Annotated in this window: 11 protein-coding genes; 10 read left to right on the top strand and 1 reads right to left on the bottom strand. The window is 45.9% G+C overall.

Annotation, left to right across the window (positions count from 1 at the left end; all coding sequences use genetic code 11):
* Positions 1 to 15: 15 nt before the first annotated feature.
* The 4 genes from F3I09_RS10365 (at position 16) to F3I09_RS10350 (ending at position 4,546) form a co-directional block, all read left to right on the top strand.
* Positions 16 to 1,743 carry an alkaline phosphatase family protein gene (locus tag F3I09_RS10365; protein WP_188133761.1) on the top strand — a complete coding sequence of 576 codons (1,728 nt, stop codon included), beginning with the start codon at positions 16 to 18 and terminating at the stop codon, positions 1,741 to 1,743.
* Between the two features lie 29 nt (positions 1,744 to 1,772).
* Entirely contained in the window at positions 1,773 to 3,155 is a 1,383-nt protein-coding gene (locus tag F3I09_RS10360) for a discoidin domain-containing protein (RefSeq protein ID WP_188133760.1), read from the top strand.
* Positions 3,156 to 3,478: 323 nt separating this feature from the next.
* Entirely contained in the window at positions 3,479 to 4,015 is a 537-nt protein-coding gene (locus tag F3I09_RS10355) for a hypothetical protein (protein WP_149694977.1), read from the top strand.
* A 3-nt stretch (positions 4,016 to 4,018) separates the two neighbouring features.
* Positions 4,019 to 4,546 (top strand): O-acetyl-ADP-ribose deacetylase, encoded by a 528-nt coding sequence (locus F3I09_RS10350; protein ID WP_149694976.1) that lies wholly within the window; start codon positions 4,019 to 4,021, stop codon positions 4,544 to 4,546.
* A gap of 231 nt (positions 4,547 to 4,777) precedes the next feature.
* On the opposite strand, the gene F3I09_RS10340 is transcribed toward F3I09_RS10350, so the two are convergent.
* Complete coding sequence (locus F3I09_RS10340; RefSeq protein ID WP_149694975.1) at positions 4,778 to 5,170, bottom strand: response regulator; 393 nt, start codon at positions 5,168 to 5,170, stop codon at positions 4,778 to 4,780.
* A 619-nt stretch (positions 5,171 to 5,789) separates the two neighbouring features.
* Between F3I09_RS10340 and F3I09_RS10335 the strand changes: the two genes are divergently transcribed.
* The 6 genes from F3I09_RS10335 (at position 5,790) to F3I09_RS10310 (ending at position 17,365) form a co-directional block, all read left to right on the top strand.
* Complete coding sequence (locus F3I09_RS10335) at positions 5,790 to 6,302, top strand: hypothetical protein (RefSeq protein WP_149694974.1); 513 nt, start codon at positions 5,790 to 5,792, stop codon at positions 6,300 to 6,302.
* A gap of 34 nt (positions 6,303 to 6,336) precedes the next feature.
* Complete coding sequence (locus F3I09_RS10330; protein WP_149694973.1) at positions 6,337 to 7,341, top strand: helix-turn-helix transcriptional regulator; 1,005 nt, start codon at positions 6,337 to 6,339, stop codon at positions 7,339 to 7,341.
* 808 nt (positions 7,342 to 8,149) lie between these two features.
* Positions 8,150 to 10,015 carry a beta-N-acetylhexosaminidase gene (locus tag F3I09_RS10325; protein WP_149694972.1) on the top strand — a complete coding sequence of 622 codons (1,866 nt, stop codon included), beginning with the start codon at positions 8,150 to 8,152 and terminating at the stop codon, positions 10,013 to 10,015.
* 174 nt (positions 10,016 to 10,189) lie between these two features.
* On the top strand, positions 10,190 to 11,845 hold the full coding sequence (locus F3I09_RS10320; protein WP_188133759.1) for a T9SS type A sorting domain-containing protein: 1,656 nt from the start codon (positions 10,190 to 10,192) through the stop codon (positions 11,843 to 11,845).
* Between the two features lie 568 nt (positions 11,846 to 12,413).
* Complete coding sequence (locus F3I09_RS10315; RefSeq protein ID WP_149694970.1) at positions 12,414 to 15,590, top strand: TonB-dependent receptor; 3,177 nt, start codon at positions 12,414 to 12,416, stop codon at positions 15,588 to 15,590.
* Positions 15,591 to 15,601: 11 nt separating this feature from the next.
* On the top strand, positions 15,602 to 17,365 hold the full coding sequence (locus F3I09_RS10310) for a RagB/SusD family nutrient uptake outer membrane protein (RefSeq protein ID WP_149694969.1): 1,764 nt from the start codon (positions 15,602 to 15,604) through the stop codon (positions 17,363 to 17,365).
* Positions 17,366 to 17,390 lie beyond the last annotated feature (25 nt).

The raw sequence follows: 17,390 nt of genomic DNA, 5'->3' as shown, positions 1-17,390 counted from the left end.
AAATTATCCGCATATATGAAGAATTTCAACCGGCTGGCAGTTATCATTACAGTTATACTGCTTTCAGCCTGTAATAAAGGCTATGACAGGCTGCTCGATGAGAGGGAGTATGAAGATACGACAGGTGTGACCGGTAAGCAGCCTAAAATACTATTTCTCGTCGTAGACGGCGCCCGCGGGGAATCTGTACGGAATGCACAGGCATCACACCTGCTTGAGCTGGGCGATAATGCCATCTATTCCTGGAACAGCATCAGCGATACCCTTAGTCTGGATGCTACCGCATGGGCAGATCTGCTGACAGGGGTGCGCAAGGAAAAACACGGTGTGGTGAAAAGTAATTTCAGCGACAACAGGCTTGGGCAATATCCTGTCTTTTTCAAATACATTAAAGCGCGTATGCCAGCGTTCCGAATTGCGGCATACAGCGCTACAGATTCACTGGGTAAAATGCTGATCACTGACGCAGATGTGAACCGGACCTTTGGTAATGACGATGACGCGACGGAACAGGCTATCCTGGACGAACTGAAGATTGATACAGCTGGACTGGTATTTGGTCAGTTTAGTCAGGTAGCTACAGCCGGTAAGACTTATGGTTACGATGCCAGCATACCGGAATACAAGGCGGCAATCCTGCGTGTGGATGAATATATCGGTAACATTATGAATGCCCTACGGCAGCGTAAGAATTATCAGCATGAAAACTGGCTGGTGGTGGTAACATCCGGCAGGGGTGGTCCTTTCAATATTCCGCCTGATGAAGATGACGGCACCATTCTCAGTAATCCGAAAGTGAACACTTTCACTATTTTTTACTCACCCCGCTATATACCGAACTTCATAGACAGGCCTTATACGGGAGCCCGTTATACGGGCAAGGCGGTGCGCCTCTATGGGAAAACAGCTGCGGATGCTGTATATGCCACCATTGACGAAGGCAAGGAGGACCTGAGCCTTGGTAAGACCAATGAAGTGACCATTGCACTGAAGATCAAAAAGAATAAGACCATTTATGGTGACTATTCCTATACCTATCCTAATATCATTGGCAACAACCTGTCCCTGGACTGGTGGAAGAATACCGGCTGGGCTATGTCCCTGGAAACAAACGGTTGGGGTGTACACTACGGGCAGAATGGCGCTGGTTTTAATATGGCGACCGGCGCCAATATCAGTGATGGTAAATGGCATGATCTGACAGCAGTGTTCCTGAACAGGGACAATAAACGTTTCATCCGTCTGTTCACCGACGGGAACTTTAATACCGAAGCGGAGATCACTTCTTACGGCAACTTTGATACAGATGATCCGCTGACGTTGGGATATGTACCGGGAAATGTTACTGATGATAACCGCTGGCTGAATGCCTATGTTACGGAGATCCGTTTCTGGCGGGCTGCATTGCCAGATAACGTGATCAAGGAATATGTCTGTGCGGAAGAATTACCTACTTCTCATCCTTACCATGACTACCTGATTGGATACTGGCCCTGCAGGGATGGATTTGGCGGTGTCTTCAAGGACCAGACGGAATACAAACACGATTTCCAGATACATAACAACTACCAGTGGGATGACTTTAGTGACCTGATGTGCCCTAATTCCTCCGCCAACCTGACGCAACTGGTGCCACAACCGGTGGATGTAGCCCGGCAGATCATGAACTGGCTGCAGATAGCGGTAGATACCAAATGGCAGATGGACGGCAGGGTATGGGTGACTTCCTATGTATCTATCTGAATATATTTTTTAACTGCAAATACGCTGATATGAGTCGCAATATGCTTCCTGTGTTGTTACTGCTCCTGTTGTCTGGTATGGTATCCTGTAAAAAGGATGACAAGTTCCAGGATGAGCAGCTGGACGCTGTGAATATATCCATTCAAAGTACAAACGGGCGGATAGCTGTGCCTGCGGGTAACAATTACACCAAAACAACCGATTATCTCAATATACCTGTTAAGATCGTACTCTCTGCCACTGCTCCGAAGATCTTTACAGTAGATGTGCATGTGAACAACGATACCATCACGCACCTGATAGAACAGCAGCAGCTGGGAGATGCGGTGTTGCTGGAGGAAAGCTATTATCAGTTGCCCAGGATGGCGGAGATCCGGTTTGGGATAGATACATTCACGCTGCCTCTGCAGATCAGTATGCAGGCTATTGAACGGTATTATGGCAAGACATTGGCGCTGGCTGTCGGGCTTTCCGATGTGGGTAAGAACAATACCCTGGATGCTGCCGGTAAGATGGCTATTCTATTAATCAATACTGCAGAAATTATCCGGCAGGAGGATATTCACTACATCTCCTTTACGGCGGCAGGCAGTATATTACAGCAACCTTCGGGAACTGATCATGTGTTGGGTACAAACGAAGTGGTATTGCCTGTCAGTGTAACGTTGGGAGGAGTGGCAGGAGGCGCCTTTACCGTGAGTGTCAATGCAAGCCCCGATACGGCGCAGGTATTGATAGATGACGGTACATTGAGCGGGTCTGCATTGCTGAAAGAAGGAGATGATTATAGCATTCCATCCACGCTGACATTCCCCGCCAATACAAATACGGCCAGATTTAACCTGGTAGTGAAAACAGAAGCTCTGAAAAGGAATGTGCAGAATAAACCGGTGCTGGCATTAAGTCTTAGCAGCCCCACCAGGCATCTGTTGGATGCGGAGCGCAGTACCATCGTGATGACATTGGATCCTTCCAAACTGATCGAAACAGATATTACCAATACCAATATCGGTTATAAGACACAATACGAGAATACCAGTAATGCGAACGAAACATCAGGTAAACTGATCGATAACAACATCAACTCCAAGTTCCTGTTGTTTAATTTCTCTACGGTTTGGGCGCAGCTGGAATTTGCTACCCCACAAACCACTGGCGCTTATACCATGACGTCTGCCAATGACGCCCCCGAACGTGATCCTAAGAACTGGACACTGGAGGGGTCGGACAATGGTACAGACTGGACGGTGTTGGATACGCAAAGGGACCAGGCTTTTGGCTCCAGGTTCCTGACGGTGAAGTATACCTTCAACAACCAGGTGGCGTTTAAATTCTATCGCCTGAATGTATCTGCCGTGAAAAACAGCTCATTATTCCAGCTGGCCGAGTGGAGGCTTTTAAAACGTCCATAATATTTTTCCTGTTCCCTCAGAACCAGGAGGTTTAGATCCAGAGGCCGGTAATTGCCGGCCTCTTTCTTTAGTGTACTCAGAGGAACGCTCCTTTTTTGAAGTTGTAGGTTCTGCTCTCCCCGGCAGCGGAAATACACAATACATCACTTACCTCTCCTTCTACCATGGAAGGCCAACCAACATAGTGAGACCGAACAAAATGACGAAAAGGGCAGCGGGCTTGGATTTGCGATTCATTGGGTAAAAATATCTTTAAACGTGCAATGCTACAGCGGCACAAGTTATTAATTTTATTAATTTGGAACTTGGTAAATACCCACCCTATGTTAAGAATATTATCCTTTCTATTGATATTGAGCCTTCAGGGTTTTGCGCAGACGGAAAACGTATTGCAACAAATTAGAGAAAGGTACCAGGAAGTCAATAAAAATATCGGCTCTTACAGAGTTGCTGAAGTATATATGTTAGGGATCAGTACAGAAGGGGCCGTTCTGGAAGGGTATTTTACCGGGGACACACTCCAGTTGATGGTGCAGGATGTAACTGGAGAGACGGGCAGATACCGGTTGGAGGTGTATTATGATAAGGGAGCACCGGTGTTTTATTATAATAGGGATTACGAATATGAAGTACCGATATATGATTCTACTTTTAATCAACATAAAATAACTATCGGGGAATGCAGGGCATATTTTGACAAGGGGAAGATGATACGACTGATAGACGAAAAAAACAGGATCTTTGCAAAAAGAGATGCTAAGTTTATAAAAACAGAGCAGGAATATCTGAAAACGGCAGCAGATTTGTATAAGATTGTCTTTGCACACAGATATGAAGAGTACTTCGAGTGGGAACAATAAAATATGAAAATAACACTGTTACAAGGAGATATTACCAAAATGGAAGTAGACGCCATCGTCAATGCGGCTAATTCATCATTATTAGGCGGCGGAGGTGTAGATGGCGCTATCCATAGGGCAGGAGGACCTGCTATACTTGAGGAATGCCGTAAGATCCGCGATAAGCAGGGCAGGTGCGCTGTAGGTGAAGCGGTCATCACAACAGCAGGCAGGCTGCCTGCAAAGTACGTTATACATACGGTCGGGCCTGTATGGAACAAAGGGAATGATGAAGAGAAGGCATTACTGAGGGATGCTTACATGAATAGCCTGGCATTGGCTGTGAAGTATGACGTGAAGACGATCGCCTTCCCCAATATCAGTACGGGTGTGTATCGTTTCCCAAAACAGGTAGCCGCTGAAATAGCAGTAACAGCTGTGGCGGATTTCCTTAATAACGATAACAAGATAAGTAATGTAATATTCGTCTGTTTCGAAAAAGATAATTACGACATCTATTCTCAACTGCTTACCCAACAGGGAGCCATATAGCTTTTCTGCGGTAACGGTGTGTGTCATTGATAAGAGCATGATTGCATTCAGCTGCAGTCATGCTTTTCTTTTTTAAGATTCATTTAGTACTTTTTCCCGTAAAGAGGCTGGAGGGAAGGAGGACGGTATCTGCAACAGCGTTCAGATATCTCATCTGTTGTATACTGGTACCAAACGGAACCGCATCAGCCATTCCCGAAATTGCCTGCAAAGGAATAAACTGGAGGTTTATTAAGCGAGGGTTATGGCCAGTACATTTTCAAGCTGTTTGCACAGCTCGCCAAAACTGGAAGGTTTTGTCAGGAAGTGTGATGCACCGAGTTCGGCAGTCTCAATGCCATCTTGTTCTCTAAGTGAGGTGGTGAAAATAACAACAGGAATATCGCGATAGGCGCTGTTCTTTTTTATTTCAGCCAGGAACTGTTTGCCATTCATCTTAGGCATATTCAGGTCCAGGAAAATAAGATCGCATTGAAGAATGCCGCTGTCGAGCATTCGCAAGCCTTCTTCTCCGTCAGAAGCAAAGTGACAGGTAGCAGCACTATCCACGATGGACATTGCCTCTCCAAAAAGCTCCTGATCGTCCATGTCATCGTCTACCAGTAAAATTACTTTTTTTGCCATATGTGCCGCAAAATTAGTGATAATCTGTCAATCTATGGCGGGTTTAAGCGGAATGTTTATGCTTACCAGATATTAGAAAAATGGGGTATGAGTATATCGCCGCAGTGAATGTACTGTATACTGCAGGGAAGATCTGTAAGTTGCTGTCTGCAGGACAGCCGGATACTGCTGCGGCGCCTGCATCAATGTCTCCATCCTTTGCAGCAAACGCGCTATGAGAAGATGTTTGCGTAATATGATAAAATAGAACGGCTTATGATTATTATTAATTGTTGTAACTTTTTTTGTAGGAAATGTTGTATATTCAAATAGTCGCAATTAGTCTATAATGCAATACTGCACTGCAATTGCAGTATTGCTGGGAACCCAGTTAAGAGGGTACAGATAAAGTTAACCTGATTGAAATGGAAGACAACCTTTACTTGCGCATACTCAACGCGCTGTCTTTGAAATTGTGTTTATACTTCACTCCTCCAGGTGTTCAGGAAATTAACCGCCAATATTACTGCAACGACTCCGCAGCACAAACTGTAAGCTGGTTAAATCTCCATCCCGGATAGTATAGTGTGAATAAAGCAATCCCTACCACGTTCTCTTCCTCACCTAATAATTAACTAACATGAAACTAGACGTTAACTTTAATCCACTTTTGACATTTCAACAAACTGAAAATGTACCTGCATCACTTGAACATTATCTGTCTTCAGAGAAGCCTCCCTTATTTTATACGGCGCCCCAGTGCAATGTATTGATACAGCAGCTGCAGCTTTTTGAAAGAAGTTTCTGGTATACTGTGATCAACGCCACTGAAGATAATCTGCTGTTAAGATTTGACCTGATGCCTGGTCTGAGTAAATTATTGATCTATACTATTCAGAATGATGATGAAATGATGTTCCTGCATCAGGATATAGGAATTGATATCGGGGAGAATGATTACTGTTACCTGGGAGGCGGGTTTCAGTCAAAAGACCTTCGGGTGCTGGTGAGCAAAGGGACATACCAGTCATTGGCTTTTCCTTTCTCTCCTGAACAGGATGATAGTGAAAGTATGAAGAGTGCGGAAACTTTTTCGTTCGTAAACAAATTTCTTTTCGCGCTGGGCCTGTTGAATACAGAGACCAGGAAGTAGATACCATTTATTCTATCATAAAAACCTTACCAATATGCCAATTGAGTTCCGGTTACCTCACTATTTAGTGCAGGACGTAGTGGTAACGCATGCTGTGCCGACCCGTTACCGTAAATTGAAATTGCCTATTGAGGATACAGCAGCATTGTTCTTATCCGGCAAATGGGGAGCGATGCTCAAACAGCATGTGCAGGTGGCCGACAGTTTTTATTGCGAATTATATGCTGAACCGGCAACCGACATGGAATTGTTGCTCTCCGTCACAGAGCCGGTCATTATCATGCAGACAATGATGACCGGCAATATACGTGTTACATATGCTGACAGCCGCATGCAGCTGCACCCCGGCAAAATAGGGATGCAATACCTGGCCCCGGGAGTTACTTATACTATCAGTCTGACGGCCGGACAACATTACCGCAGTGTTTATTTCCAGGCGCCGGCAGCCATGCTGGAAGAACTGAGCGACACTTATCCGCAGATAACGGATATGCTGCAGACCGTAAAGACCGGTAGTGGTTTTTCGACACATCTGCCCTACATCCGGTTGAGCGCCGCTATGCGCAGCGAAATAGAGAAAATGAAGAATTGCCCGCTGACGGGGCAGGCGCGTACCCAGTACTATAATAACCGTATCAGTGATGTGGTGATCGCTTACCTGGATAGTATGCATCGTATTACTTTGCAGGATAGCAGACTAATATTACTGCATGAAAAAGAGATCGATGAATTCATTGAAAGGGTAGACAGATGTCCGGAAGAACATGTGAACGTAGAGCAACGTGCACATGCTCTGGGATTGACAGAACGTGCGCTGGAAAACGCTTTCAAGTTGAAGCTGGGCAGCACCGTAAAGATATACATACTGCAGCAGCGGGTAGAAAAGGCCAAGCAGTTGTTACTGGCTACCATGCATACGATAACAGATATCGCTATGGAAGTTGGTTATTCTGACCCCTCTTATTTTATCAGGATCTTTAAACAGACGGAAGGCGTCACGCCGGGACGGTACAGAAGTGATCACAGTGCAGCTATATAGCTGCGTATAGGACAAAAGAAATTAAAAAGTGCTGATAATTTGCCGCCTTTGTCCTATCCGTTTTATGAATGACTAGCGATATTTGAATTGTATTTATGAGATTACCCCGTATAGAAAGCCATTACGTTAAGAATTGTTAATACCACAAAAGAAATAATCTTATGAAAGATCTCTAAAGAGCCTTGTTTGTAAAATGATTTTTCAGGTCTTATTTAAACTGTCATAGCATAACATATTTTGCCTTTTCATAATAATGCGGGCAGGCATTCTTCCCAGGATGCTGTTTTCCTCAACTACTTACGGAGTAAGTATGCCTTGCAGAAGATCAATCAGCCGGATGTCCACTCCTTTGTAGATGCAAAGGTTTGGAATCCGCTGGTGGAAAGGATTTGAACAGCTCTTTTTAATGGTATATTGAGGATATTTAGCTGTTCTGCTTGTCCAGGCGGGACATTTCTGAAACTAATTACATTATAGCCCATGGAGATGGTCATCCGATGAGGCGCCCGTCAAAAAGCGATGCATGTTCGTAAACATTTGTTAAGCGTTGGTCCCTGGCCTGCCACCCTTTCTTCATCCATTGAATTAAGCCCCCTCCGAAAGGCAGGCTGCACTTTCGCAATACAGTTACATATTGACTCAGCCTTTCCCTCGTTAACATCGTGAGTCAGCAACTGTATTTTTAATCGTTCCGGGAGAATTGCCATCAGGCTTTTTTCCCGGAATTTGTATTTTCTCCCCGTTGTTCACAACCTGCCCTCCAAAATGCCCGGTATTTGTTATCTTATAGCCCACAAATCAACTCTCCATGAAGAATCCCGCATTATTATGCTTAGCGTTATGCTGCCTGCTCCCGCAGGTTTTTGCCCAGAAAAGGGTTCACGTTATACCAGAACCGGTGTCCGTACAGGAGCAACCGGGCGAATTTATTATCGACAATAATGTCGCCATTACCACCACATCTACGGATAAGCAGCTGGCTGGCACGTTACAGTGGTTTTCCGATCATGTAAATACCGCTACCGGATTCCGTTTAAAGCAAAGCAGGGAACCCGGTGTAAAGGCGATCAACATTGTCCTGAAACAGGGCGAAAAAGAGGAAGGGTATACGCTGGCCGTAATGCCAAAAGAGATGACCCTGACAGCAGGGAGTCCGGCAGGTGTTTTTTATGGTCTGCAAACCTTGCTGCAGCTATTGCCGCCGGATATTGAAAGCCGTAAACCTGTTAGCCGTACCTGGGCGGTTCCCTGCGCTACCATTACGGATTACCCCCGTTTTGGCTGGAGAGGCCTGATGCTGGACGTAAGCCGACATTTCTATACCAAGGAAGAGGTAAAGCGCTACATCGATGAAATGGCCAAATACAAGTACAACATCTTCCACTGGCACCTGAGCGATGACAATGGCTGGCGTATAGAGATAAAGAGCCTGCCTGAACTGACAAAAACCGGTGCATGGCGTGTGCCGCGTACCGGCAGATGGGGTAATTTTGAATCGCCCCAGCCGGGAGAAGCTGCTACTGACGGCGGTTTCTATACCCAGGAGGATATTAAGGAGGTGATAGCCTATGCCCAGTCCCGTTACATTACCATCCTGCCCGAAATAGATGTACCTGCGCATAGCCTGGCTATGATCGCTTCTTATCCTAACCTGTCCTGCACGCAGTTGCAATACAGTGTAAACCCGGGCAGCCGTTTCTATAAAATGGAGGACAATGCATTGTGTATAGGCAACGATTCTGTTTTCCTGGTGCTGGATAAGGTCTTCACTGAGATAGCGGCCTTATTCCCTTTCAACTACATTCATGTGGGCGGAGATGAAGCTTATAAAGGCTTCTGGGATAAATGCCCGAAGTGTCAGAAAAGAATGGCGCAGGAGCATCTGAAGAATGTGGATGAACTGCAGAGCTATTTCGTGAAACGCATGGAAAAAATGTTGAAGAGCAAAGGTAAAAAGCTGATCGGATGGGATGAGATCCTGGAAGGAGGATTAGCGCCGGAGGCGACTGTTATGAGCTGGAGAGGCATGAAGGGCGGCATTGAAGCAGCAAAGCAAAACCATCATGTGGTAATGAGCCCCTGGGACTTTTGTTACCTCGACCTGTACCAGGGAGATCCTGCTGCAGAACCGCCTACTTACGGTATGTGTCGTCTGACTGATTCATACAATTACGACCCGGTGCCGGAAGGAGTGGATGAGCAGTACATCCTCGGTGGACAAGGCAATCTGTGGACGGAATCCGTATCCAATTACAGGCACATTCAATACATGACCTGGCCGAGAGCATTGGCATTGTCTGAAGTGTACTGGAGCCCGAAATCAAAACGTAACTGGGATGATTTCATTAACAGGATGGAGATAGAATTTGTCCGCATGGACACTGCTCAGATCAAATATTCCCGCAGCGCCTGGAATGCGATTGTAAAACCTCAGCAAAGCAATGGCGGAGAATTGTCGGTACAGTTATCAACAGAGATCAAGGGATTGGATATTTATTACTCATTTGATAATTCCGATCCTGATAACTGGTACCCGCGTTATACCGGACAGCCGCTGATTTTTCCACCTGGTGCAACAAATTTGAGTGTCATTACTTACAGCAACGGAAAGGCAATCGGAGAACAGGTGACCGTTAGTAAAGAAGAGTTGTTAAAACGATTAAAGGATAACTAGTTAATACCCAGTCGGGTAATTCTGAAAGCGTCGTCTGAGTTATCAGACGGCGCTTTACTGTATTACATATATAACATTTTTATTCTTTTTTCAGAAAACAATTCCTTACTTTGAATGTAATTTAACTATCCGGAAAACCTGATGACTATACCAACTAGGAGTCTACTTCCCTCAGTGGCTCTAACCATTATTTATTGCCTGGTCTCTTCTATTTTTATTCATGCACGGAATAACAGTATTACAGACAGTGAGCTTTGTACCCAGCCAACCGGCATACAAGTGAAGAACGGGAACAGTGGAGGGACTGGAGTCCGGGATATGGATACAACACCTGTTGTTACCACTATTTCTACCAATGCCGCCAGTGGTATTTATGGCGTTGGCAGCACGATTACCTTTAACGTTACTTTCGATCAGGTAGTTAGGGTAAGCGGAGGTACACCCGCGCTTATACTGGGCACAAATCCTGTGAACAGAACTGCTTTATATATTTCCGGAGATAATACGAATACGCTCGCTTTTGCCTATACTGTAAATACAGGAGATACCACTGCCAAACTGGATTATACCGGTACGGATGCATTGCTTTTCAATGGCGCTGTTATTCGGGGTGGTGGTGGCTCCATAGCTTCACTTTCATTACCTGTGCCCGGTAGTGCGGGTTCTATTGCCGGCCAGCGCACAATTGTGATTGACGGGAATGCGCCTGCTGCACCTGTTATCAACATACCTGTTCCCAATGCCGTATTCAATACCACTGATATGCTGATCAGCGGCACTGCTGAACCTAATACCCTGATCACTGTATATATTGACGGCAATGTGCTGACCACCGCCACTACTGATGCAGGCGGCAGTTGGTCGTCGGCCTTTACGGCCAACTTACTGGCTGATGGAAACCACAATATCAGGGCCACAGCAACTGATCTGGCGAAGAATGTAAGTCTGCCGGGTACAGCTATTCCCATCGTAACAGATGTTACCATTCCTGGCGCTATGTCGGTGGCGATGCTATCCAGCAATCAGAATCCTTCCTATGCCACTACAGATGATGTGATCACGGTTTATTTTACGGTAGATGATAATATCTATCTACCGGAGATCACCATACTGGGTAAGCCTGTCGTTGTTAATATGGTAGGCGCCAAAGAGTACGTTGGCAGATATACAGTGACAGCAATTGATCCTGATGGATCAGTCCCGTTCTCCATCGACTTTAAAGATCTGCATGGAAATGCCGGGGCCACTATTACTACTACAACAGATAACAGCAAAATTGTGATAGACAGAAAACGACCAGCCGTTACACTGAATACAATAGAAACTTCGCCGCTCAGGCATGCATTTATTGTCTACATCAGTTTCAGTGAGGCGATAGCTGATTTTGACCTGAGTTATCTGACTGCTACCAATGCTATTATTTCTGATCTGACCAGTGTGAGTAACAACGTAATGACGGTCCTGGTCACACCTCAGTACGATGGCATGGTTACTCTGAAGCTGGCCGCCAATGCTGCCCACGACGTAGCTGGCAACCCCAGTCTGGCATCTGCAGATCTGGAAGTGGAAGCACTCTTCGGAGGATATTTTGAGAAAGTGTACCCCAATCCTGCATCAGGAATCATGCATCTTCATTTCACCGGTACTGTGAACGAAAAAGCTAAAGTAAGCATGACAAGTTTCATGGGTGTGTTGGTATATGAGAAGGACCTGCAGATGGATAATAAGACGCTGACAGTGGATGTGAGCGGTCTGGAAGCAGGAGCGTACATCATGAGAATTACGTCAAAGAATTATAATTTTTACACCAATGTTATGGTGGTACATTAACATAATCAGGTCCGTAACCGTACTGTTGTTACAACACTTCTAAATATTTCCCCTGCATTTTGCATGCTGTGCCTTTGTCTCCGGTATGGACAAAAATCCTGTATGAGTCTGTTCTGTAGCCCATTTCAGCCCTTGTCTTTTGAGCAGAATTGGTCGGTTCATGCGCTGTTTTTTGGAGAAAATAATTTCCGGCAACGATTGCGTAAATAAAAAGTACGAGAATTAAATAATTCTGTAGCTTGTCAAAAATTAGTGTCACACAGACACTGTTGACAAATAGTAATCAAGATTCCATGGTTGTGAAACGGGGGCTGTAGCTCAGGTTTTGGCATGCAAACATTGTCACGATGCTTCGTAGAAAGGTATGAAGAAAAGCTTAAAATTCCTTTGGTATGAAAAATTATGTATTCCATCATCTGATCGCTCAGAAGATTTTTTGCCAGCGGTTATTTAGATGCCATTTCCTGAATTAAGGACGCCTATTTATTAAGAAAATTCCACTATTAAAAGCAGCATTCAGTTAGACCACTGTGTTTTGGTTTGCTGTATTCAGCAAAAAAATCAGCTGATGAAAAATTTTTTATTCCACAAAAAACTGTTATTGCCTGGTGCATTATTATTCCAAATGACGACTGTTGCACAGCAGATGGCTGTTAACAATCCTAATGCGACACCACCAGCCATTGCACAGGCAAAAGAAATTATCCTCAAGGGGAAAGTAATAGGGACAGAAGAAGGTACCGGCCTGCCCGGAGTTACCGTACGCGTAAAAGTGGGCAACAAAGGTACCACCACCTTGCCTGACGGTTCTTATACCCTGAAAGTGCATGAGAATTCCACTATTGTTGTATCCCTGATAGGATATGTTACACAGGAGATTCCTGTGAACAGACAACAAAGTATAGATGTGTTCCTGGCTAAAGACGTAAAGGCCCTGAATGAGACTGTGATCATCGGCTATGGCTCTCAGAAGCGGCCTAACGTGCTTGGCGCGGTAGCCGCGGTAAGTGCCGCCGAGATCGAGGACCTGCCTGTCGCCAATCTGGCTACCGCCCTGCAGAACAAAGTGCCGGGTGTATCAGTGTCACAGTCTTCCGGCCGTCCGGGTTCCACTACATCCCTCACCATTCGTAATCCGGTGACCTGGGCTGCCACTGGTTCTTCCACTGATCCGCTATTCGTGATAGACGGCTTCCAGATGACTAAACAGGATTTTGACAACCTGGATGCTACACAGATAGAAAGTGTTACCTTTCTTAAAGATGCGGCAGCCTCTATTTATGGAGCCAGGGGGGCTAACGGTGTGGTGCTGGTGAAAACCAAAATGGGCCGTCCGGGCAAGCCCCGTATCAGTTATGCTGGCTCTCACGGTATCTCTTCGGCGACCTACATTCCTGAAATGTTATCCTCCTACGATCATGCGGTAATGCTGAACAATAAGTATACCTCTCTCGCAGATGCGAATACTGCGAAGTATTATACTGCCGACGAACTGGCTTACCTGAAAACACATAATTACAACTGGATAGATGATGTCTGGAAAAGTTCACACCTCAGCCGTCATACGCTCAATGTGAGCGGCGGCAGCGAACGGGTGACATTCTTCACCGGTGCCAACTACTACTCGGAAGATGGTAACGTGGGCGATCTGAATATCACTAAATATGGTCTGCGCATGGGTGTGAATGCGAAGATCATCGATAATCTGACCGCCAGCATCTCCTTTTCTACCGACAACTCTAAGATAAACAGGCCCACTCCTAAAACGGTACAATCCGGGCTGACCGAACAGGCTGACCAGATGAATGGCACTGTAAGCGCCCTGCTGCTGACGCCGGGATGGGTGCCTATGTATATTGACGGCAGACCGGTTTACTCTTCTGCTCCCGGATGGCATCCCGGAGAGTTGGTAAAAACAGGAAGTTACAGCCGTACCCGCTCACAGGGACAGACCATCAATGCCAGCCTGGATTATAAACTGCCGGCTATCGAAGGACTCTCTTTCCGGGTACAATATGCCCGCAACTCCCGGAATACTTTTGGCAAAGAGTTTTACCTGCCTTATTCCCTGTACAACTTTGTAAGAGAAGGTGTGCATCAGACTACACAGAACGTCATTTTTACCAATCAGCTGACATCCACTAATCCTAGTACGCTGATCAAGAATGGTAACCTGATGACGGAATCTTACGGTGGCTCCAACAACTACCAGCTGAATGAGGCTATCAATTATTCGCGAACCTTCGGCAAGCACGATATTAGTGTAATACTGGTGGCAGAACAGGGCGAATCATTCACAGATGCTTTTGATACCCGTCGTGAACAGGTAGTGATACCTGGCATCGATGAGCTGTTCGCTTTCAGCATGGATAAGAGCTTCTACGACAACTCCGGTTCTTCCGGCGAAACTGGCAGGATGAGTTACATCAGCCGTCTGAACTATGCCTTTATGGATAGATACCTGCTGGAGGCTACCTTCCGTGCGGATGCTTCCCAGAACTTCCCGAAGAATTCCCGCTGGGGTTACTTTCCTTCCGTAGCAGTGGGCTGGAAAATATCACAGGAGAAATTCTTTATCGATAATGTGAAGTTTGTGAATGACCTGAAGATCAGGTTCCAGGTAGGTCTTACCGGTAATGACGCTGTACAGAACTATCAATACAAGGAACGTTATACCCAGACTACCGGTATGCTGTTTGGCAATACTATGACCAGTGGTTTGAACAATAACAATATTCCTAATTACGCTATTACCTGGGAAAAAGCATTGTATAAGAACCTGGGATTTGATGGTAGCTTTTTCGACCGCCGTTTTGATTTTGCTATCGACCTGTATCACCGCTATAACTATGACATGCTGATGCAGCCTACCAGCACAGTGCCTACCAGTTTTGGCGGTGGTATCTCCGATCAGAACTATGGCCGTCTGAAATCATATGGTATTGAGGCTATGCTGAACTATAATGGTAGTGTGGGTAAGGATTTCAAATATAATGTGGCTGTCAACTTTGGTATCAGCGACAACAAGGTGATCCGGAAATACTATGGCGCCGGGGATACTGCCTGGAGAAATCCTATAGGCCGCAGAACAGATAATGGCCTGGAAGGATACAAGTCAACCGGCATCCTGCGCACACAGGCAGAAGTAGATGCTTTCCTGGCCAAGAATCCTAACTGGACCATCGACGGCGAAAAGCTGATACCGGGTTATATGAACTATGAAGATATTAACAAGGACGGTCGGATAGATGAGAACGACAAGACACGTATTGCACCAAGAGGTAGCAGTCTGTTTGGCGTAGGATTCAACCTGGGCGCATCCTGGAAGACGCTTAAGTTCAGTGTGAACATCGGTCTGCAGGTGGGTGGTTCTTTAGCTTATGACAAGTCAGCAAGAACACCGGCTACTGAGAACCTGCGTTCCCTCGCCATCTGGAAAGATTCCTGGTCGCCGGAGAATCCTGATGCGAAATATCCGCTGATCAACTCTCCGCTGATTAAGGAAGTTTCTGACTTCTGGGTGCGCAGCGCTACTACCATGCGTGTGAATAACATGATGTTGTCTTACGGTATTCCGCAGGCTCTTTCCGCCCGTTGGAAAGTGCCTGAGTTCAGGGTATTCGTGACCGGTACCAACCTTTGGTCCATTATTAACAATCAGCCTTACAAAGATCCGGCAACCAACCTGGCGGTAGATTATCCTGCCCTGCGTACCTATACTTTCGGATTGAATGTGAGCCTGTAAATTATCAAGCCATGCGAAAAATATTCAGCTATATATTACTTACTGCCTGTCTGAGCGCCTGTTCTGACATTCTTGATAAGACAGACCTGACAGGTATCGACGAGCGTACCTGGGATAACGAGTCTACCGCCACGCTCTACCTGAACAGGTTGTATGATGTATCCATGCCTTCCTGGCCCAACCTGTCAGGTTCTACTTTGCTGCCTACCGCTATCCACGACTTGTCTGACGATTATAACGGTGGAGAAGCGAAGATCTGGTATGGTACATTGTCTGTGGATAACATCACCGATTTCTTTGGGGGTAATGCCTCCAACAATGCCTGGGCATATATCCGCAAGATCAACATCCTGCTAACGGAAATAGAAAAAGGAGCGCTGCCCCTGGACATAAAGACAAAGATCAAGGCGCAGGCGTATTTCCTGAGGGGATGGTTATATTTTCAGCTCATCAAATTGTATGGCGGCGTACCTTATATCAGTCATCCGCAGGACTGGATCACAGAAAATCTGTATGTGAAGAGGAACAAGACCTCAGAATGTGTGGATTCCATTGCCCGGGATTTTGACATGGCTACTGCCTTGCCGGCTACCTGGGGTAGTTCGGACAGGGGAAGGATCACAAGAGGGGCTGCATTGGGAATTAAGGGCCGTATGCTGCTGTTTTGGGCCAGTCCGCAGTTCAACCCTAATAATGAAGCAGAACGCTGGGAAAGGGCTTATAAAGCCAATAGGGCAGCATATGATACTTTGCTGATAGATGGATATGGATTGTTTTCCAGTTTTGCCAATATCTGGCTGGATGAAGGCACCGGTAACAAGGAAGTGATCATGTTACGTTCTTTCGATGGGGCTAACAAGGCAAGCACTTTTGAAGATGCCGCCCGCCCTTATTCTGAATCTAATGGCGGGGGTGGCTCTTATCAGCCAACGCTGGAACTGGTGAATGCGTTCCCTACTGCAGACGGTCTGCCGATTACTGACCCTGGTGCAGGATACGATCCTGTATATTACTGGAAGAACCGGGACCCCCGTTTCGATGCCACCATCGCTTATAATGGTTGTATATGGCCATTGAGTAATAAGACAGGACGTAAGCAATGGACATATACCGGGGTGACTGAAGACAAGAACAAGCCTACTGCCACTGGCTTCTATTGCCGTAAGAATATCAATACTTCGACGATTAAAGATAATACCAAACTGGGTAAAACAGACTGGATAGAAATGCGTTTTGCTGAAGTGATGCTGAACCTCGCGGAGTGTGCCAACGCTACCGGCCGTATGCAGGAGGCTTATGATCTGTTGATTGCCATTCGGAAAAGAGCCGGTATCCGTGCTGGCGAAGGAGGACTCTATGGATTGAAACCTGCTATGTCCAAAGATGAAATGTTCACTGCTATTATCAACGAGCGCCGCATAGAACTGGCTTTTGAAGGTAAACGTTATGATGACCTGCGCCGTAACAAACTGTTCGATCAGTTGAATGGTAAAAAACGTTCTATTCTGAAAATCGCGGTGAAGGCACCATATACAGTAGCAGACCTGGAAAAAACAGATGCTACGGGCCTCATGCTGCGTGACAAGCTGGACCTCAACGGACCGGATTATACGACATATTTTACAACAACAGTAGATGTGCTGGATACGCAAAAGCCGATCAACTATCCGTCCAACTATTATTTTTACGCCATTCCGACTACGAATATTACGAGGAATCCCGGTCTTGTGCAGACAGTAGGGTGGACGAATGGCACTTTTAATCCGCTTGAGTAAAATAACATAACATAATTAATCATCT

It is taken from the genome of Chitinophaga sp. CF418 (assembly GCF_900142925.1).
Taxonomy (GTDB): Bacteria; Bacteroidota; Bacteroidia; order Chitinophagales; family Chitinophagaceae; genus Chitinophaga.
This window is presented reverse-complemented; position numbering and strand designations above follow the sequence as displayed.

Excerpts from the sequence above, each read along its gene's own strand:
- F3I09_RS10315 (WP_149694970.1), top strand. The coding sequence starts at position 12,414 with ATGAAAAATTTTTTATTCCACAAAAAACTGTTATTGCCTGGTGCATTA.
- F3I09_RS10340 (WP_149694975.1), bottom strand. The coding sequence starts at position 5,170 with ATGGCAAAAAAAGTAATTTTACTGGTAGACGATGACATGGACGATCAG.
- F3I09_RS10350 (WP_149694976.1), top strand. The coding sequence starts at position 4,019 with ATGAAAATAACACTGTTACAAGGAGATATTACCAAAATGGAAGTAGAC.
- F3I09_RS10335 (WP_149694974.1), top strand. The coding sequence starts at position 5,790 with ATGAAACTAGACGTTAACTTTAATCCACTTTTGACATTTCAACAAACT.
- F3I09_RS10310 (WP_149694969.1), top strand. The coding sequence starts at position 15,602 with ATGCGAAAAATATTCAGCTATATATTACTTACTGCCTGTCTGAGCGCC.
- F3I09_RS10330 (WP_149694973.1), top strand. The coding sequence starts at position 6,337 with ATGCCAATTGAGTTCCGGTTACCTCACTATTTAGTGCAGGACGTAGTG.
- F3I09_RS10325 (WP_149694972.1), top strand. The coding sequence starts at position 8,150 with ATGAAGAATCCCGCATTATTATGCTTAGCGTTATGCTGCCTGCTCCCG.
- F3I09_RS10360 (WP_188133760.1), top strand. The coding sequence starts at position 1,773 with ATGAGTCGCAATATGCTTCCTGTGTTGTTACTGCTCCTGTTGTCTGGT.
- F3I09_RS10355 (WP_149694977.1), top strand. The coding sequence starts at position 3,479 with ATGTTAAGAATATTATCCTTTCTATTGATATTGAGCCTTCAGGGTTTT.
- F3I09_RS10365 (WP_188133761.1), top strand. The coding sequence starts at position 16 with ATGAAGAATTTCAACCGGCTGGCAGTTATCATTACAGTTATACTGCTT.